Source organism: Sanguibacter sp. Leaf3, assembly GCF_001425965.1.
In the GTDB taxonomy this organism is placed as follows: Bacteria; Actinomycetota; Actinomycetes; order Actinomycetales; family Cellulomonadaceae; genus Sanguibacter; species Sanguibacter inulinus.
This window is the reverse complement of sequence record NZ_LMRH01000002.1, coordinates 83,733-101,210: the sequence shown is the minus strand read 5'-3', so window position 1 is coordinate 101,210 and position 17,478 is coordinate 83,733. Positions and strand designations below refer to the sequence as shown.

The window sequence follows — 17,478 nt, the reverse complement described above, 5'->3', positions numbered from 1 at the left end:
GTGAAGCCTCTCGACCCGAAGCTGCTCAGGTACGCGGCGCCCGCGCGCGGGTACGTGCTGCTGACCGCAGCCTTCGGCATCACCACGGCAGGTCTGGTCGTCGCCCAGGCTCTACTCATCGCTGCGACGCTCGCCCCGGTCGTCTCGGCCGGGGCGACCCTCGACGACGTCTCGGGCCACCTCCGGTGGCTCGCAGGCGTCGTCGTGGCGCGCGCCGTGGTCACCGGCCTGCAGGAGCGCTACGCGCACAGGGCGGCCACCCGGGTGGTCACGAGCCTGCGCGGTCAGGTGCTCGCGCACGCCGCAGCGATCGGCCCCCGCTGGCTCTCGACAGGACGGGGCGTCGACACCGTCACCCTCGCGACCCGCGGGCTCGACGACCTCGAGCCCTACCTGGTGCGGTACCTGCCCCAGCTGCTGCTCGCCGTGACGGTGACGCCGGCGACCCTCGTGGTGGTCCTCGGCCTCGACTGGATCTCCGCGGTCATCATCATCGTGACCATCCCGCTCGTGCCGGTCTTCATGATCCTCGTCGGACAGCTCACGCAGTCCTACTCCGAGCGGCGGCTCGCGGTCATGCAGCGGCTCGGCGCCCAGGTGCTCGACCTCCTCGCAGGGCTCCCGACCTTGCGCGCCTTCGGCCGCGAGCGCGGGCCTGTCGCCCGGGTCCGCGAGCTCGGTGACGCCTACACCCGGTCCACCATGAGCACGCTGCGGGTGGCCTTCCTGTCCGGGATGGTCCTCGAGCTGCTCACGACGCTGTCGGTCGCGCTCGTCGCCGTCGGTGTCGGGCTGCGGCTCGTCTACGGCGAGGTCGGGCTCGAGACGGCGCTCGCTGTGCTGGTCCTCGCCCCGGAGGTCTACCTCCCGATCCGGCAGATCGGTGTGCAGTTCCACGCGTCGACCGACGGCATCACCGCAGCGCAGAAGGCCTTCGACGTGATCGAGGAGCCGCTTCGTCCGCAGGGCACGGTCACTGCACCTGACCTCGCGAGGGCGACGATCACGGTCGACGGTCTCGGTGTCGACGCCCCGGGACGCGACCTCCGCGCGCCCGCAGGCCTCAGCCTGACGATCCGGCCGGGCCGGATGGTCGCACTGACGGGTCCGAGCGGCAGCGGCAAGACGACCACGGTGCTCGCACTGCTCGGTCTCGTCTCCCCCGACTCCGGGTCCGTCCGTGTCGACGGGACCGACCTGGCGGACGTCGACCTCGCGACCTGGTGGAGCCAGGTGGCGTGGCTCCCCCAGCGCAGCACCCTGCCCCCCGGCACGCTCCGCGAGGCGCTCGGCGTCGCAGAGGCCGAGCGGACGGCGAGCGTCGGCGCCCCGGCCTCCGAGGCCGTGACCCGCGCGATGCGGCTCACCGGGCTCGACACCGTCGTCAGCACGCTGCCCGACGGGCTCGACACCGTGCTCGGCCAGGGCGGGGTGGGACTGAGCGTCGGCCAGCGGCAGCGTGTCGCCCTGACAGCCGCCCTCCTCGGAGAAGAGCCTCTCGTCGTGCTCGACGAGCCCACGGCCCACCTCGACGCCCTTGCCGAGGACCAGGTCCTCGGCTCGCTCGCCGCGCTGCGCGACGCCGGGCGGACCGTCGTCGTGGTCGCCCACAGGCCGAGTCTCGTCGAGCTCGCCGACGACGTCGTCGAGGTCGCCTCCGCCCCCCGCACCCGTGACGAGGCCCTCGCATGAGCCGCACGACCGACCCGCTCCGCCGTGCCGTCAGGCTGCTCGAGGTCGACATCCGCCGGACGGCCCTCGCCCTGCTGCTCGGGGTCCTCGCCCTCGGCAGCGCGATCGCCCTGGCCGCGGTGTCCGCCTGGCTCATCTCGTACGCCTCGCAGATGCCACCGGTGATGACGCTCACCGTCGGTACTGTCGCGGTCCGCGCCTTCGGCATCTCGCGCGGTCTGTTCAGGTACCTCGAGCGGCTCGCCTCCCACACCGTCGCGCTGCGCGGCATGGCCTCGCTGCGCACCCGCATCTACGCCTCGCTCGCGGGCGGGCGTCTCGACGCCGTCGCCTCGTTGCGGCGCGGGGACCTGCTCGCCCGGGTCGGAGCGGACGTCGACGCCGTCGGCGACGTGGTGGTCCGGGCGCTGCTGCCCGCCGGTGTCGCCCTCGTGCTCGGGGTCGGCTCGGTCGCCTTCGTCGGGGTGTTCCACCTCGGCGCCGCCGCGGCGCTGGCCGCCTGCCTGGTGCTCTCTGGGATCGTCGGCCCGTGGCTCGCAGCCCGCGGTGCCTCGACGACCGAGCAGCGCACAGCCCAGGCCCGGTCCGACATGGCGTCCCTCGCCCTCGAGATCGTCGACGACGCCGCGCCCCTCACGGTCTCCGGCACGCTGACCTCCCGCACCGAGGCGCTCGCCGCAGCGGACCGCCGGCTGGCTGAGGCGACCGACGTGGGAGCCCGGACCTCGGGGCTGGCCGCCGGGATCGGCACGCTCGCGGTCGGACTGGCCGTCGTCGCCACCCTGTTCCTCGCGATCCCCTCGGTCGCCGCGGGGACTCTCGGACCGGTCCAGCTCGCGGTCGTGGTGCTCACGCCGCTCGCCGTCTTCGAGATCACCCAGACGCTGCCTGCCGCAGCGATCCAGCTGCACAGGTCCCGCCAGGCCGCCACGAGGATCATGGCGCTGCTGGACTCCGCCGAAGCCGCACCCTCGGATGCCGCGGTATCGAAGACCACCGGCGCGAGGGTCCCCGGCACGACCGCGCACAGGCCGTCCGAGGCCGAGGCGACGAGCACGACGGCGACCCGGCCCGGGTCGGCGTCCGCGCCCACCGCGTCGTCCCTGGTCGCCCACGACCTCTCCTGCGGCTGGCCTGGTGCTGCCCCCGTCGTCCAGGGCCTCGACCTCGACCTCCGCCCCGGGCGGTCGGTCGCGCTCGTGGGCCCGAGCGGGACCGGCAAGACGACGACCCTCCTCACGCTCGCCGGCCTGGTCGCGGCGCGCGCGGGCAGTCTCACGCTCGACGGGAAACCTGCCGCGGGCCAGCCGCACGAGGAGATCGCCCACCACGTCGTGCTCACGACCGAAGACGCCCACGTGTTCAGCACGACGATCCTGGAGAACCTGCGCGTCGCGCGCGGTGACGTCGACGAGCAGCAGGCTGTCGACGCGCTCGGACGGGCTGGGCTCGGGGCATGGCTGGGCGGGCTGCCGGACGGGGTCCACACCCGGCTCGGGGCCGACGGTGCGACCATCTCGGGCGGTGAGCGACGGCGTCTGCTGCTCGCCCGCGCGCTGTGCTCCCCCGCCACCTATCTGCTGGTCGACGAACCCGCCGAGCACCTCGACCCCGCGACGGCCGACGAGCTCGTCACCGACCTCTTGCGCGCCGGGCGGGACTCCGCGCAGCCTCGCGGGGTCGTCGTCGCGACCCACAGGCTCTCGGCGCTGGCGGCGGCCGACGAGGTCGTGCTGCTCGACGCCGGGGGTGTCGTCGCGCGAGGCACGCACGCATCGCTCCTGGTCACGCAGCACGGATACCGTGCGACAGTAGACCGCGAGCACGGGACCGACGAGACGACGAGGAGCCATGGTGCGACCAGGTGAGGCAGACGCTGTCGAACGAGAACGGTGGCTGAGCGCAGGCGCGCACATCACCACGATGCTCTTGTCGGGCGCGCCGGAAGAAGACGTCCTCGAGCACATCGTCTCGGTGGCCCGCGAGATCGCCGAGGCCGACGCCGCGTGCCTCGTGCTGCCCGGTCTGGGCGGTGAGCTCGTCATGGAGATCGTCCGCGGCTGGAACGCCGACGAGCTCCTCGGTCTGACCATGCCGCACGGTGGGCTGTCCTGGACGGCGCTGCGGACCGGCAAGGGCCGCCTGGTGCCGTCGCTGTCGCTCGCCCGCAACCTCCAGCTGCCCCCGATGCAGAAGTACGGCCCCGCGCTCTACGCCCCGATGGGCACGGCCGAGAAGCCCGTCGGTGTCCTCGTGCTGCTGCGCAAGGTGGGCCAGGAGGCCTTCATCGGCAAAGACCTCGAGCGCGCCTCGACCTTCGCCGACCAGGCCGCACTCGCCCTCGTGCTCGCCGAGGCTCGCCAGGCACAGGGCCTCTCCAAGCTCGTCGAGGAGCGCGAGCGCATCGCGCGCGACCTGCACGACCTCGCGATCCAGCAGCTCTTCGCGACGGGCATGCAGCTCGAGACCGTGCGTCGCCGGGCAGCGCGCGGCCTCGACAAGGCCGGGCTCATCGCGATCCTCGACGAAGCCCTCGACAACGTCGACAACTCGGTCCGTGAGATCCGGTCGATCGTGCACTCCCTGCGCGACCCCGACGCCGCGACAGGGCTCGTCGAGAGGCTGCGCCGCGAGGCGTCGCTCGCCCGCACGGGGCTCGGCTTCGCACCGTCGCTGGTGATCTCGCTCAACGACCGCAGCCTCGGTGCGATCGACGACGACGAGGAGATCGTCGACCAGCTCGTCGTGCAGTCCCTGGCCGACGACATCCTCGCCGTGGTCCGCGAGGGCCTCGCCAACGCGGCCCGGCACGCCCAGGCCTCGTCGGTGTCGGTCCGCGTCACCGTGAGCACCCTCGAGCTCGGCCCCGGCGACGTGACCGTCGAGGTCGAGGACGACGGAGTCGGGCTGGGGGCCCCCACAGGCCGCAAGTCCGGCACCTGGAACGTCGCCGCCCGCGCCCGCCAGCACGGCGGCTCGTCGAGCCTCGAGAACTCCGACAGCGGCCGCGGGACCATCCTCACGTGGTCAGCGCCGCTCACCGAGCGGGGCTGACCGCAGGAGGGCGACAGGCCCACCGAAGGAGTGCCGGGTCCGGGAGCATCACGTCGCTCTGACTCGGGAGTCACCCCTGACCGTGACCGGGATGCTGCGTGGTCAGTCGCTGCGGACGGCAAGAGCAGGGCTGATCCGGGTGGCGTTCCATGCGGGGTACGCCGAGGCGAGCAGACCGATGAAGCCGCCGAGGGCGGGCCCGACCACGAAGAACCACGGATCGATGTGAGCGGTCCACCGGTTCGCCGCAGCGACAGCCACCACAGCGACGGCACCGACTGTGCTCCCTGTGGAGCCCCCGACGAACCCGATGACCAGCCCTTCCGCCCAGAACACTGCGGACACACCGGCGCGCGAAGCACCGAGGGCTCGTCTGAGGCCGATCTCCTCGGTGCGAGCCACGACCGAGACGACCATGGAGTTGGTGATCAGCAGGCAGGTCAGCACGAAGAGGAAGGCACCGACCCATGCCGCGAGCTGGGCGAGCTGAGTGTCGACTCCTTGGCGCAACGTGCTGAGCGAGGCGACCTGCGAGCTCGTGACCCGCTCTGGATGGTCTGGGCGGACGGCAGCGCGGATCACTCCGGCCACGGGTGCTCCAGCCCCAGGTGCAGTCCGGACGGTCAGCTGGGATCTCGAGTCGCCGCGCATCGCCTCGACCGCCTTCTGGTACGGGATGACGGCGGACGTGGACAGGTCTATCCGACCGGAGTCGACGAACCCGATCACCTGGTAGGACGTCTCGCCGATCTGAACCTGGTGTCCGCTCGGGTCGTCACTGACCGGGATCGACAGCTGGGCGGCTGCCGAGGTACCCAGGATGACGACGGCTTGGCTCGTGTCGAGCAGCCACGTGCTCGTCGTCGGGCGCTGTGCCGCGTCCGCGGCCTCCATGAATCCTGACGTGGCTCCGAGCAGAGGAGTCGGGATCTCACGAGGGTCTCCGGAGCGTCGCACCGCTGTGGTCTCGTCGCGGTCCACGGAGAGACTCAGCCCGGCCGCCTCGACGAGGTCGATCGACGTCGCGCGAGCTTCGACGTCTTCCGGGAAGCCGAGAGCCAGTCCCGAGACTCTGCCCTGCTGCGTGCCGACCGACTCTCCGTCGACAGGTGCGACCTGCACGGTGAGGAGGTCGAGCGTCGAGGCTGCGAGCGACCCGGCGATCTGCTGGGACGCTGTCGTCGATATCCCGAGCGACGCGAGGAGGGCACCGGTCGACAGTGCCACAGCCACGACGACGAGCGCCGTCCGGCTGCGGCGCGCCGACAGCTCGATGACGACGTCCTCGACGACGTCGACCACACGGGACGCCTGCCGCCGGCTCATGCCGCGTGATCCGCCACGAGACGACCGCCGTCGAGGATGAGCGCGCGGTCGGCCCACCCGGCGATACGGCGGTCGTGGGTGATGACGACGACAGTGGTGCCACGGCGTGCCAGCAGGTCGAAGACGTCGAGGACAGCGGTCGAGCTGTCCGCATCGAGGTTTCCTGTGGGCTCGTCCGCCAGCAGGAGGTCTGGGTCCGAGACGACGGCTCGGGCGATGGCCACGCGTTGCCTCTCCCCGCCGGAGAGGAGCCGCCCGAGAGCCTCACGGCGATGATCCAGCCCGACCTTCTCGAGCACCTCGGTGATCCTGGCGGGCCGTTCTCGTAGCGGGGTGCGAGTGATAGCCAGCTTGAGAGCGATGTTCTCTGCGACAGTTCGGTGCCCGAGGACGTGGGAGTCCTGGAAGACGAACCCGAACCGCTCAGCGCGCAGGCGGTCGCGCTCAGCGGCAGACATCGTCGAGGTGTCACTACCTGCCAGCTCGTAGCGGCCTGACGAGCACTCGTCGAGCAACCCGAGGATGTTCAGCAGGGTCGACTTGCCTGAGCCTGAGCGCCCGACGACGGCGAGCCGCTCCCCCATCTGGACAGTCAGGTCGACGCCAGCCAGCGCCGTGACAGGCGGCCGGGTCGGGTAGGTCTTGGTGATGCCGGTCAGCTGGAGGACCGGTGACGCGGTGACACGACGGGGATGACTCATGGCGCCCCGCTGATGAGGACGCTGTCTCCGTCGTGGAGGTCGTCGCTGCTGACCAGCGCGAAGCCGTCCGAGCTCATGTGCATGGTGATGTCGATCGAGCGGGTCGTGTCGCCGGTGACGACGACCAGATAGGCCTGTGCGCCGTCGGTACGGACGGCGACCAACGGGACAGCCAGACCAGCACGCGTCGCGGTGGCGCCAGCGGGCCGGACGAGGACCGCCGCCCCGTCGTCCAGACCGGTGGTGTCGGGTGGGAATGCCACGGTGAGGTCGAACCCTGGGAGCTGACCCTCGTCACCGGCTCCCTGGAAGTCGCCGACAGTCGAGATCACGCCTCCGACGTCTGGTCCGCCTGTCGTGGGCGTGACGGTGACTGCCGCGTCGACGAGGAAGGCCTCGGCGTCGTCGACCCCGACTCGTGCTGTGGCCGACAGGCTCCCCAGACGGAGTGTCGCCACAGGGGTCTCCTCTCCCGTCAGGGACGTGCCGACGGGCGCGACCTCGAGAACATCGACGCCAGGAGCGGGGACCCTGATGATCTCGGCCATGGGGAGCGGGGTGTCGGCTGCCAGGCGAGCCTCGTCCACGACTCGCTGACGCTCCGCCAGCTCTGCGGACGTGTCGGTGGCTGCCCCGCCCGTGCCGCTCCCGGTTCCCGCACTCTGCTCTGCGCCCTCGTCAGCTCCGCCTGGTGCTGAGACGTCTGAGCCGTCGTCGAGGTCTGGTGTCACAGCAGGAGCGGCGTCGTCAGAGGCGGTCGACAGGCCCGGCGGTGCCTGTTCGTGAGAGGTGCGGAGGCTCGCATCACGCAGGTCGGTGAGCGCGCTGTCGAGCGCGGCACGACTGTCGGTAGACGGCTCCGGAGAAGCCAGGGCGCTCTGAGCGTAGAGGGCTCGTATCGCGGCACTCGTGCGCGGCCCGAAGGTCCCGTCGACCGCGCCCGTGCTCAGCCCCGCGTCGGCGAGGGCCTGCTGAAGGGCCTCGACGTCCGGACCGCTGTCTCCGGGAGCGAGATCACGATAGAGGTCGAAGGGCAGAGCAAGGGCGACCAGAGGCCGACCAGAGATGTCCGCCAGTGCGTGCCCGGGGCGCAGGACCGAACCGGCTGACGCGTGGACCGCTGTGACGACAGCGCGGCCAGAGGCCGGTGGGATCGGCACGACGTCGGCCGTGACGCCCGCAGAGGCAGTCCCGGTCGCCGTGGCGACAGTGTCCGAGAACTCACGGGTGCTGACCTGCGCTGTCACCGCAGGATCGGCACTCGAGTTGAGCACCGCACCCTCCCACGGCGAGCGCATCAGCCCGCCGACGACGAAGGCGACGAGCCCGATCACGCAGGACGTCGCCACCCAGCCGACGAGGAAGCGCTTCGGCCTGCCGGGCCTGGGAGGAGAATCCGTCACAAGGAGACACCATGGTCGGCGAGAAGTGCCCGGGCCTCTGCGACGACAGCGTCCACACTGGCCCTGTAGGCAACGAGATCGGTGGCGTACTCGTCGATCACGGGGGCTTGGAACGCTGAGACCAGACCGGCGAGGCGATCCACGAGCATGACGTCGTCCTTGCACCCCACGACCTCCAGAGCGAGAGAGATCTGCTCTGCGTCGATCGCGTACAGGTCTTGACCCACGACAGCGAGCTCGTCGTCGGGATCCGGAGCGATGCCCTTGTCGGACAGGCATCCCCGGTACTCGTCGACCGCGTCGTCCCACTCTTGCGTCTGGCGTGCCGCGTCGAACGCGCTGTCCAAGTCCGCCTGCCACGGCCCCGCTGTCAGTGCCAGCTGATCAAAACGTGCAGCCCCGTCCGCAGACGAGCATGCCGCGATGACAGCCTGAGCCTCCTCCGAGCCGAGGTCGTTCGACCTCCATGCCGCAGGAGGTTCCGACGACTCCGGCACCGGCTCGCCGTCGACCATCACGTCGTTGGCCCGCATGTCAGCCGATGTCATCGGGCTGACGAACCCGAAACGTTCAGCGACAGGGACCGTCCACACACCGAAATAGCTGGAGACGTCGTAGAGCGGGTCCCAGGCGTCCACGGGCGGCGAGAAGCTGATCCCGTGGTCGTTGATGCAGTCCTTCACCACGTAGCCAGAAGCTGCAGCTAGGAGTACAGCTTCCGCATTCGTCACGTCGAACCTGTCCCCCGGGAAGACGATGGCGCCAGACTCACGGTCGAGAGTCGGTGAGACGTCCAGACCGCTCGTGCTCGCCTCTGTCGGAGGCGCCACGCGAGAATCTTCGTTGGTACTGCACCCGGCCAGCACCAGGGCGACGACGCCCGCGAAGACCGCCGACCTCGCCCCCCGGCCGCTTGACGCCGTCAGCATCCGCTGTACTTGTAGCACATCTCCCCGGTCGGCTGTGGCCAACAGGGAAGCGGCCTGTACGTTCGCGGACCGACCTGGAGATTGACCGATGATCTACCTGGGCCGATCACGATTCATGCTGCCGTGACTTCAGGCCTTCTCGCGACCTCACCCCTGCGCGAGTAGCACCAAACTACCCCTTGCGCACGTTATGGGCAACGGGTGGAAACGGGACATCTGTGAGGGTCTCGATGGGCGCACGCGGCACGCCTCCTGACGTCCGGCCGATACCGACGCAAGGTCGGCCTGTCGACCACGCCCGTGTGAGGCCGTCACGCGACGGCCCCACACGTCTGACGACCTAGCGCTGCGAGTCCTGCGCCCAGGCGTGGTGCTTGCGGGCTGCGACCCAGGCGGCGACCTGGGTGCGACGCTGCAGGCCCATCTTGGCCAGGAGCGAGGTGATGTGGTTCTTGACGGTCTTCTCGGCGATGCTCAGGCGCTCTGCGATCTCACGGTTCGACAGCCCTTCGCCGATGAGGTCGACGACGCGCACCTCGCTCGGGGTGAGGTCTTCGGTGGGGTCGTCGTGCTCACGCCGGCGGCGTGTGATGGTGCGCTCGTCGAGCAGCACCCGCCCGGCGGCGACCGCGCGGACGACGTCGGCGATCTCCGCGCCGCGCACGCTCTTGAGCACGTAGGCGGCGGCGCCGACCTCGAGAGCCGCAGCGAGCGCGGAGTCGTCGTCGAAGGACGTGAGGACGATCGCACGGGTGTCGGGCTGGGTCGCACGGACCGCACGCATGAGGTCGATCCCGGTGCCGTCGGGCAGCTGCAGGTCGACGAGCATCACCTGCGGGTGGACCAGGCTCGCCCGTCGCACACCCTCGGCGACGCTGCCGGCCTCGGCGACCACGCTCATCCCCTCGGAGCGGTCGATGACCTCGGCGATCCCTCGTCGGACCACCTCGTGGTCGTCGACGATCATGACGCTGATCTTGTCGTCGGGCTGGGGGGTCTCGCGTGTCGTGTCCACGACCACATCCTATCCGGGCGGCACCCCGCCAGACCGGTGGACGCGGCGGGAGATCTGGTCGGAGAGCAGCGGTCTTCCCTGAGGACAGACCACCCGGACCTGACAGGGCTGCACCGGACCGTCCTCCGGCGTCGCGAGCCCTCGCCGAGGCTCACCCCGGGGGCCCGTCGGGCGCTGGTCTGGATCTTTGGCACAGTGGAGGCATGAAGATCCTCCTCCCCACCAGCATCAGCCTCGACCTCCCCCTCGACGAGACCGTCGACGGCGTCGAGCACGTCTCCTACGACCCGACGCTCCCCGTGCCGCAGGAGCACACCGACGCCGACGCGCTCGTCGTGTGGGGCAACCCGGCCGACCAGCTCGCCGACGCCGCGCGCCGCCTCACCTCCGTGCGCTGGGTGCAGGCGCTCGCCGCCGGCCCGGACGCTGTCGTCGCAGCAGGCTTCTCCCCGGACGTCGTCATCACCTCGGGCCGCTCGCTCCACGACGGCCCGGTCTCCGAGCACACGCTCGCCCTCGCGCTGACGGCAGCCCGGCGCCTCGACCTCATGCTCGACGCCCAGCGGGAGTCCAGGTGGGCCGAGGAGCTCGGGGGGTCGCAGTCGGCCGACAGGTCGACGTACCCGGGCCTGGGCACCCTGGCCGGCGCCTCGGTGACAGTCTGGGGCTTCGGCTCGATCGGCCAGGCCCTGGCACCGCTGCTGAGCATGCTGGGCGCAGACGTCGTCGGGGTCGCCACGACCCCCGGGGAGCGCAACGGCTTCCCGGTCATCACCGAGGACGACCTTCCCGCACGCCTCGCCGAGACCGACCTGCTGGTCGCGATCCTCCCCGCGACGCCCGCCACCGAGAAGGTGATCTCCCAGGAGGTCTTCGACGCGCTGCCCCCGCACGCCTGGGTGGTCAACGTCGGCCGTGGCTCGACGCTCGACGAGGTCGCGCTCGAGAAGGTCTTGCGTGCCGGCACGCTCGGCGGGGCTGCGCTCGACGTCACCGCTGTCGAACCGCTCCCGGGGGACTCTTCGCTCTGGACGACCCCGAACGTCGTCATCACACCGCACGCCGCGGGTGGCCGTCCTCAGGGCGCCGGACGTCTGGTGGCCGAGAACCTCGCAGCGTTCCGGTCCGGTGACGAGCTCCGGAACGTCGTCTCGCGCTGACCGGCCGAGCGGCGCGCCTGCCGCGCAGGAGCCCCGGGATCAGTGGTCCACCGGGCCCGGCGGCCCGGGAGCCCCGCAGCCGAGGACGGAGGCCGCCTCAGACTGGCAGCTCAGGGCTCAGGTGAGGGTCGCGCGCAGACGGTCGAGGGACTCGACGGATGGCGTGCGCCACTCGTCGAGGCTGCCCGCCTCTTCCCAGAGCTCGTAGAGCTCCGAGGACTCGCTGTCGGTCAGGGCGCGGTCTGCCATCTCGACGATCCACCGGATCTTGTCCTCGGTGAACAGCGGGGCGACCTTCGACAGGTCCACGTCCGCGAGAGCCGGGTGCGCGGGCTCTGTCCCCTGCACCACGAGGGCGATCTCGACGAGAGCGATCGCGTACTGACCGCCGTCCACCTCGAGGTAGTCGTCCTCGAAGGCCCATCCGAGCCCTTCGAAGCTGAACTCCCCGTGCTGGATGTCTGCGACGAGGTCACCTGCTCCGTCGTTGCCGAACGGCTCGCTGCTCCACGCACCCATATGGCATTCCTTCGTCTCGTCCTGTGCCCCCGTCGGGCTGCGCGACACGCCCCTGTCGGGCCGCGCGGCACGTGTGCTGCTCCTCCGCCACCCAGACGCGCCGCTGCGTCCAGGCTGCGGTCGCCATCTTCCTGACGTGAGGCCCGCCTGAGCACCCTAGTCCCACAGGGCTCCCAGGTGAAGCCCGTCAGCGGGTGGCACTGCGCGGCCGTGGCTGGCAGACCGGACAGCTGAAGGACGAACGGTTCATGAACTCGTCCCGTCGGATCGTCGCCCCGCAGCGTCGGCAGGGCTTCCCGGCCTGCCCGTAGGCCGCCAACGACCTGTCGAAGTAGCCCGACGCGCCGTTGACGTTGACGTAGAGGGCGTCGAAGCTCGTCCCGCCCTGGCTGAGCGCCTCACGCATCACCTGCTCTGCCGCAGCGAGCACCGCACCTGCCTGCGCGCGCGACATCCCGGCGGTCCCGCGGGCATAGTGCGTCGAGGCACGCCACAGCGCCTCGTCGGCGTAGATGTTCCCGATCCCGGAGACGACGGTCTGGTCGAGCAGAGCGCGCTTGATCCCCGTGCGCCGGCCACGGATCCTGTCGACGAGCGCAGCCCGGCCAGGTGTCCCCTCGGCGACGGCGGGGTCGAGCAGGTCACGGGCGATGTGGCTGACGGGTTCGGGCACGAGCGGCATGTCGGTGCCCAGACCTCCGGGGAGGCCGTCGGGAGTGCTGGTGAGCTCGGCGACGCTGAGGTGGCCGAAGGTCCGCTGGTCGACGAAGTCGAGGGCGAGCGGCTCACCGTCGGCGGCGGTGAGGTGGAGGCGCACCCTGAGGTGGCTCGACTCGGTGGCCAGGGTGTCCCCCGAGCGCACGAGCAGCTGACCGCTCATGCCGAGGTGACCCAGGAGCGCGAGGCCGGGCTCGTCGAGGGTGAGCCACAGGTACTTGCCGCGCCGTGCCGCCTCGACGAGGCGACGGCCGGGCAGGCGGGCTGCGAAGTCGACGGGTCCGCCCTCGTGCCTGCGGACGCTGTAGTCGCGGCGGACCTCGGCACGGTCGATGCGCGCGCCCAGCACGTGGCGGGCGAGACCGTCGCGGACGGTCTCGACCTCGGGGAGCTCAGGCACGGTGCGCCTCGGCGACGGCGTCTACGCGCACAGGGCTCAGCGACCGGTGAGGGCTGCGTAGGCCTGCTGCGCGGCGATCTGCTCGGCGTGCTTCTTGGCTGTGCCCTGGCCTGTGCCCATGACTGTGCCGTCGATGATCACGTGCGCGGTGAACAGGCGGGCGTGGTCGGGCCCTTCGCCCTCGCTCGTGTACTCGGGGGCGCCGACCTCGTGCTCGGCGGCGGCCTCCTGGAGCGAGGTCTTCCAGTCGAGGCCGGCACCGAGGTCGGCGGCGGCGTCGAGGGTGCTGTCCAGGAGCCTGTGGACAAAGCTGCGGGCCTCTTCGAGCCCGTGGCTCAGGTAGACGGCGCCGATGAGCGACTCGACGGTGTCCGACAAGATCGAGTCCTTGTCGAAGCCGCGGGTCTGCGACTCCCCCTTACCGAGCAAGATGTAGTCGCCGAGGGACAGCCTGCGGGCCACGGCCGCGAGGGCGCGCTGCGACACGGAGGCCGCACGCATCTTGGCGAGGTCGCCCTCGGGGCGGTCCGGGTGACGCTCGAACAGCGCCTCGGCCGAGACCAGGCCGAGCACGGCGTCCCCGAGGAACTCGAGGCGCTCGTTGGTCGGGATGCCTCCAGCCTCGTGGGCGAAAGACCTGTGCGTCAGGGAAAGCACGAGGAGCTCGGGGTCCAGATGGACCCCGAGCTCCTCGAGAAGGCTAGAAGCCGGTGAGACCTGACGACGTGCGTGTGATGCCACCGGAACTTCTCCTTCGACCGACTCGTGACGCCAGCAGCGCCGGCGAATCAGTTAGCGTGCTCGGTGCGCAGCGCCTCGGCGTACTGACGACCCTTGTAGGTGCCGCACGTCGGGCACGCAGCGTGCGACAGCTTGTCGCCCTTGCACTGCGGGCACGTGGTGAGGTTCGCGGCGGTCGTCTTCCACTGCGAACGGCGCGCACGGGTGTTGCTGCGCGACATCTTGCGCTTCGGAACAGCCACGGCTAGCTCTCTTTCGTCTCGTCGATAATGCTCTTGAGTGTCGACCACCGGGGGTCGAGCAGTTCGTGCTGGTGATCAGGATCGTCCGCCAGGTGGGCACCGCACTCGGAGCACAGCCCCGGGCAGTCGGGCGAACACAACGGTTGGAATGGTAGTGCAAGCACCACCGAATCCCTAAGCACGGGTTCGAGGTCGATCATATCGTCCTCGAGCTCGTGCACCTCTTCTTCTTCGTCGTCGTCGCCCGCGTCCTCGGCGGCCTTGGCACGCTCGGGGTACACGAACAGCTCCGTGACGGAGAAGTCGACGTCGTCGACCACCTCGTCCAGGCACCGGACGCACTCGCCGACCGACTGGCCTGCGACGGTTCCGGAGACCAGGACACCCTCCATCACGGCTTCGAGCCTCAGGTCGAGGCTGATGTCGCTACCTTCGGGGATCCCGATGACGACGGTCCCGAGGTCCACCGGCGCCGGGACCGTGAGCGTGACCTCACGCATCGAGCCAGGACGCCTGCTGAGCTCACGAGTGTCGAGAACGAGAGGCGAACGAGGATCGAGAGTGATGAGGTGCTCCACGGTGTGTCCGAAGGTGATGGGTGCTGGGATCGTCGGCTGGCCACCGACGTGAGCCGGGGATCAGCAGCCCCGCCGTCACCAGCAGGGCCAACAGACAATACTACGCCATCGAGGGCTGTGCCCAGACCCCTGGAGAGCCAGACCTGCGGAGACCGGTGAGACCCTTCTCACCCTCGTGGCGAGCAGCGACCGACGCCGCAGCGGGCGCCCGCCAGAGCGGTCGTGCCGCCCTGCCTACCTCTGGTCCTGCCGCTGGCCTGCCTCGTCGAGGCGCTCCGCGAGCCTGTCGCGGCCCGCGTGCACCTGGGCGAGGACCTTGCCCAGGTCGATCTCGAACTCGGCGAGCCGACGGTCGCAGTAGTCGTCCGCCTCGCGGCGCAGCTTGGCCGCGGTCGCCTCGGCCTCGGCGACGAGCTCGCGGGCCTGGACCTGGCCCTGCAGCACCACCTGCTCGGAGGCGACGAGCTCGGCGGCACGGCGACGAGCCGTCTCGATGAGCTCTTCGGCCTGGGCGTGGGCGTCGTTGAGCACCTGGTCGGCGTCGGAGAGCACCTCGTCGGCGCGGGTCAGCTGGGTCGGCAGCGCCTCGCGGAGCTCGTCGAGGAGGTCGAGAGCCTCGTTCCGGTTGACGAGGACCGACGACGACATGGGCATCGTCCGGGCGCGCTCGACGAGGTCGGTCAGCGCGTCGAGGATCGCGGGCACACCGGCGCTCTCCCCCTCGACGAAGGTCTCGTGGTCGTCCTGCGGGCTCATGAGGCTCCTTGGTTCGGGTGGTCGGCGGGGCCGGGAGGGGTGACCCCGCCGGGAAGAGGTGTGGTTGGCGAGCCGGGCTGCGCGCCGGTCGGGACGACACCGAGGGCTCGTCGCACGGCGTCTGCGACACCCGCAGGGACGAGGTCGTCGACCTGCCCGCCGTGTCGGGCGACGTCCTTGACCATCGACGAGGCGATGTGGGCGTAGCGCGGGTCTGCGGTGAGGAACACCGACTCGACGCCCGAGAGGTGGCGGTTCATGAGCGCCATCGGCTGCTCGGCGTCGTAGTCCGCTCCCCCGCGCAGCCCCTTGACGACGGCGACGGCGCCCAGCTCGCGGCAGAGGTCGACCAGGAGCCCCGGCACCTCGACCACCCGGACGGAGGGGAGGTCGGCGCACGCAGCGCGGGCGAGAGCGACACGCGAGCCGACGTCGAGCAGCCCAGACTTCGAGGCGTTGCGGGCGACGCCGACGACGACCTCGTCGAAGAGCAGCGTCGCCCGACGGACGACGTCCAGGTGCCCCAGGGTGATCGGGTCGAAGGATCCCGGGCAGACGGCAAGAGTCACCCGCTCACGGTAGTACACCCCCACCTCGTGTCCCATGATTGAGCCATGACGTCCGAGAACGAGCAGCCGGCCCCTGACCCCGCTCCCTCGACGACGGACGGTCCAGGCACCGTCCCGGGGTCCACCGCCCGACCTGGGATCGACCTCGAGCCGTTGGTCACCGCCGCCGACCTGGAAGAGCTCCACACCGGTGTGCTGAGCCCGTCCTTCCCGCCCGAGGAGCTCGAGAGCCTCGCGTCGCTCGTGGAGGGCTGCACGAGCGGCCGGACCCGTGCGCTCGGCGTCCGGCGCGACGGCCGGATCGTGGCGGGTGCTGTCGCCGCGGGCTCCGGGGTGCCCGGCGACGTGATGCTGCTGGTCTACCTCGCGATCGCCCCGGGCCAGCGCGGCGGCGGCATCGGGGGCGCGCTGCTCGACGCCGCGGTCCAGACGTGGGTGGCCGAGTCCTCCCCAGGCCTGCTGCTCGCCGAGGTCGAGCACCCGGACCACCACGAGGCCAGCGAGGCGCACGGGGACCCCGCAGCACGGCTGCGCTTCTACGCCCGCCACGGGGCACGGGTCCTCGCGGTGCCGTACTTCCAGCCCGGGCTGGGGGCTTCCGGGGCTCGCGTGCCTGCGCTGCTCCTCACCACGCTGCACGTCGCGCCCGAGGTCGTCGCCGAGGGACCTGCCGACGCGCCGACAGCGGTGGTGGCCGGTCCGCTCCGTGAGTTCCTCGAGGCGTACCTCGTCGGCTCCGAGGGGTCGGTGCGTGACGACGCCGACACCCGGGCGCTGCTGGGCTCGGTGAGCGGCCCGACCGTCGGGCTCGTCGACCCCGCGAACCTCGCGAGCGTGCCTGTCGGCATGGCCTGGGCCACCGAGGGCCTGCAGGCGTCGGACGGAGACGACAGCTGACCTGAGCGAGCCGCAGACCGGCGCTGGAGGGCTGCCGCTGCCCTGGTCAGTCGGTCGGGTGCTGGTCGGCCGAGCTCTCGTCGTCGGGCGAGCCAGCGCTCGAGAGGTCGGCGTCGTCGTCCGCACCGGGCTCCGCGTAGTGCACCAGCGTCTCCCCGTAGGGCTTGGTGACGATGAGCCTCCACGACGCCGGCCAGCTCGGCTCGGGGGTGCGTGACGACCGCTCGACCACGATCACCGCGTCGTCCGACACGTGCCCCTCGAGGGCGAGGAGCAGAGCGGCGACGTCGTCGTCGCTCATGTCGTACGGCGGGTCGAGGAACACGAGGTCCCACGGCTGGGTGGGCGGCTGGGCGACGAAGCGCTCGGCGCGGTCCGTGACCACCCGAACCCCGGGGAGCCCGAGGGAGTCGACGTTCTTCTGGCACACCTGGGCGGCGACCCTGCCCGCCTCGACGAGCACGACGGTCGAGGCCCCGCGACTCGCGGCCTCGAGACCGAGCGCCCCCGACCCCGCACACAGGTCCAGCACGCGCGCGCCGTCGAGCACCTCGTAGTGCTCGAGCCTGGAGAAGATCGCCTCGCGCACCTTGTCGCTCGTGGGGCGCGTGCCCTTCGGTGGGACGGCGAGGCTCCTGCCGCCGACGAGCCCTGCCACGATCCGAGTCACCGGACCAGCGTAGCGATCACCGAGCCGTGGTCGGGCCAGCCCGCAGCCGCGCGGGCCGCGAGCGAGGTCCGAGCCGGTCTCGCAGTGCCCGACCGTCCGAGCGGTCCGA

The 17,478-nt window shown here is 71.1% G+C and carries 18 protein-coding genes; 5 read left to right on the top strand and 13 right to left on the bottom strand.

Annotated features, from left to right (window positions below):
• Genes cydD through ASG53_RS07805 form a run of 3 tightly spaced genes read left to right on the top strand, consistent with a single transcriptional unit; the run spans position 1 to position 4,746 of the window.
• The gene (gene cydD, locus ASG53_RS07815; RefSeq protein ID WP_056131167.1) at positions 1-1,692 is read left to right on the top strand and encodes a thiol reductant ABC exporter subunit CydD; all 1,692 of its coding nucleotides are present in this window, start codon (positions 1-3) and stop codon (positions 1,690-1,692) included.
• Complete coding sequence (cydC, locus tag ASG53_RS07810; protein ID WP_056131164.1) at positions 1,689-3,560, top strand: thiol reductant ABC exporter subunit CydC; 1,872 nt, start codon at positions 1,689-1,691, stop codon at positions 3,558-3,560. The genes cydD and cydC overlap by 4 nt, the downstream gene beginning before the upstream one ends.
• On the top strand, positions 3,544-4,746 hold the full coding sequence (locus tag ASG53_RS07805) for a sensor histidine kinase (RefSeq protein WP_056131162.1): 1,203 nt from the start codon (positions 3,544-3,546) through the stop codon (positions 4,744-4,746). Before cydC ends, ASG53_RS07805 begins: the two co-directional genes overlap by 17 nt.
• Positions 4,747-4,848: 102 nt before the next feature.
• On the opposite strand, the gene ASG53_RS07800 is transcribed toward ASG53_RS07805, so the two are convergent.
• The 5 genes from ASG53_RS07800 to ASG53_RS07780 all read right to left on the bottom strand — a co-directional run bounded on the left by ASG53_RS07800 (position 4,849) and on the right by ASG53_RS07780 (position 10,072).
• Entirely contained in the window at positions 4,849-6,072 is a 1,224-nt protein-coding gene (locus ASG53_RS07800; protein ID WP_056131158.1) for an ABC transporter permease, read from the bottom strand.
• Positions 6,069-6,773 (bottom strand): ABC transporter ATP-binding protein, encoded by a 705-nt coding sequence (locus tag ASG53_RS07795; RefSeq protein WP_056131155.1) that lies wholly within the window; start codon positions 6,771-6,773, stop codon positions 6,069-6,071. The genes ASG53_RS07800 and ASG53_RS07795 overlap by 4 nt, the downstream gene beginning before the upstream one ends.
• Positions 6,770-8,176 (bottom strand): peptidoglycan-binding protein, encoded by a 1,407-nt coding sequence (locus ASG53_RS07790; protein WP_162246139.1) that lies wholly within the window; start codon positions 8,174-8,176, stop codon positions 6,770-6,772. The genes ASG53_RS07795 and ASG53_RS07790 overlap by 4 nt, the downstream gene beginning before the upstream one ends.
• Positions 8,173-9,147 carry a hypothetical protein gene (locus tag ASG53_RS19985; RefSeq protein WP_162246138.1) on the bottom strand — a complete coding sequence of 325 codons (975 nt, stop codon included), beginning with the start codon at positions 9,145-9,147 and terminating at the stop codon, positions 8,173-8,175. The genes ASG53_RS07790 and ASG53_RS19985 overlap by 4 nt, the downstream gene beginning before the upstream one ends.
• A 298-nt stretch (positions 9,148-9,445) precedes the next feature.
• The gene (locus ASG53_RS07780) at positions 9,446-10,072 is read right to left on the bottom strand and encodes a response regulator (RefSeq protein WP_056133868.1); all 627 of its coding nucleotides are present in this window, start codon (positions 10,070-10,072) and stop codon (positions 9,446-9,448) included.
• Positions 10,073-10,323: 251 nt separating this feature from the next.
• Between ASG53_RS07780 and ASG53_RS07775 the strand changes: the two genes are divergently transcribed.
• Positions 10,324-11,280: a phosphoglycerate dehydrogenase gene (locus ASG53_RS07775; protein ID WP_056131147.1), complete on the top strand. Its 957-nt coding sequence runs from the start codon at positions 10,324-10,326 to the stop codon at positions 11,278-11,280.
• Positions 11,281-11,397: 117 nt separating this feature from the next.
• On the opposite strand, the gene ASG53_RS07770 is transcribed toward ASG53_RS07775, so the two are convergent.
• From ASG53_RS07770 to coaD, 7 genes are all read right to left on the bottom strand, one after another.
• The gene (locus ASG53_RS07770; RefSeq protein WP_056131143.1) at positions 11,398-11,799 is read right to left on the bottom strand and encodes a DUF4259 domain-containing protein; all 402 of its coding nucleotides are present in this window, start codon (positions 11,797-11,799) and stop codon (positions 11,398-11,400) included.
• A 187-nt stretch (positions 11,800-11,986) separates the two neighbouring features.
• On the bottom strand, positions 11,987-12,916 hold the full coding sequence (gene mutM, locus ASG53_RS07765) for a bifunctional DNA-formamidopyrimidine glycosylase/DNA-(apurinic or apyrimidinic site) lyase (protein WP_056131140.1): 930 nt from the start codon (positions 12,914-12,916) through the stop codon (positions 11,987-11,989).
• A 36-nt stretch (positions 12,917-12,952) separates the two neighbouring features.
• Entirely contained in the window at positions 12,953-13,657 is a 705-nt protein-coding gene (gene rnc / locus ASG53_RS07760) for a ribonuclease III (RefSeq protein ID WP_056131137.1), read from the bottom strand.
• Between the two features lie 47 nt (positions 13,658-13,704).
• A complete protein-coding gene (gene rpmF / locus ASG53_RS07755) occupies positions 13,705-13,899 on the bottom strand; it encodes a 50S ribosomal protein L32 (protein WP_012866141.1) in 195 nt (64 codons plus the stop codon).
• Between the two features lie 2 nt (positions 13,900-13,901).
• Positions 13,902-14,399, bottom strand: a complete 498-nt coding sequence (locus ASG53_RS07750) for a YceD family protein (RefSeq protein ID WP_218928582.1) — start codon at positions 14,397-14,399, stop codon at positions 13,902-13,904.
• Between the two features lie 312 nt (positions 14,400-14,711).
• The gene (locus tag ASG53_RS07745) at positions 14,712-15,233 is read right to left on the bottom strand and encodes a hypothetical protein (RefSeq protein ID WP_056131131.1); all 522 of its coding nucleotides are present in this window, start codon (positions 15,231-15,233) and stop codon (positions 14,712-14,714) included.
• A complete protein-coding gene (coaD, locus tag ASG53_RS07740; RefSeq protein ID WP_056133865.1) occupies positions 15,230-15,802 on the bottom strand; it encodes a pantetheine-phosphate adenylyltransferase in 573 nt (190 codons plus the stop codon). Before coaD ends, ASG53_RS07745 begins: the two co-directional genes overlap by 4 nt.
• Positions 15,803-15,847: 45 nt before the next feature.
• Between coaD and ASG53_RS07735 the strand changes: the two genes are divergently transcribed.
• The gene (locus ASG53_RS07735; RefSeq protein WP_056131128.1) at positions 15,848-16,699 is read left to right on the top strand and encodes a GNAT family N-acetyltransferase; all 852 of its coding nucleotides are present in this window, start codon (positions 15,848-15,850) and stop codon (positions 16,697-16,699) included.
• Between the two features lie 46 nt (positions 16,700-16,745).
• On the opposite strand, the gene rsmD is transcribed toward ASG53_RS07735, so the two are convergent.
• Positions 16,746-17,369 carry a 16S rRNA (guanine(966)-N(2))-methyltransferase RsmD gene (rsmD, locus tag ASG53_RS07730; protein WP_235533870.1) on the bottom strand — a complete coding sequence of 208 codons (624 nt, stop codon included), beginning with the start codon at positions 17,367-17,369 and terminating at the stop codon, positions 16,746-16,748.
• Positions 17,370-17,478: the final 109 nt, after the last annotated feature.

Bases quoted from the DNA above. Each gene is read 5' to 3' on its own strand.
- cydC (WP_056131164.1), top strand. From the start codon at position 1,689: ATGAGCCGCACGACCGACCCGCTCCGCCGTGCCGTCAGGCTGCTCGAG.
- ASG53_RS07805 (WP_056131162.1), top strand. From the start codon at position 3,544: ATGGTGCGACCAGGTGAGGCAGACGCTGTCGAACGAGAACGGTGGCTG.
- ASG53_RS07800 (WP_056131158.1), bottom strand. From the start codon at position 6,072: ATGAGCCGGCGGCAGGCGTCCCGTGTGGTCGACGTCGTCGAGGACGTC.
- ASG53_RS07795 (WP_056131155.1), bottom strand. From the start codon at position 6,773: ATGAGTCATCCCCGTCGTGTCACCGCGTCACCGGTCCTCCAGCTGACC.
- ASG53_RS07780 (WP_056133868.1), bottom strand. From the start codon at position 10,072: ATGATCGTCGACGACCACGAGGTGGTCCGACGAGGGATCGCCGAGGTC.
- ASG53_RS07775 (WP_056131147.1), top strand. From the start codon at position 10,324: ATGAAGATCCTCCTCCCCACCAGCATCAGCCTCGACCTCCCCCTCGAC.
- ASG53_RS07770 (WP_056131143.1), bottom strand. From the start codon at position 11,799: ATGGGTGCGTGGAGCAGCGAGCCGTTCGGCAACGACGGAGCAGGTGAC.
- ASG53_RS07750 (WP_218928582.1), bottom strand. From the start codon at position 14,399: ATGCGTGAGGTCACGCTCACGGTCCCGGCGCCGGTGGACCTCGGGACC.
- ASG53_RS07745 (WP_056131131.1), bottom strand. From the start codon at position 15,233: ATGAGCCCGCAGGACGACCACGAGACCTTCGTCGAGGGGGAGAGCGCC.
- ASG53_RS07735 (WP_056131128.1), top strand. From the start codon at position 15,848: ATGACGTCCGAGAACGAGCAGCCGGCCCCTGACCCCGCTCCCTCGACG.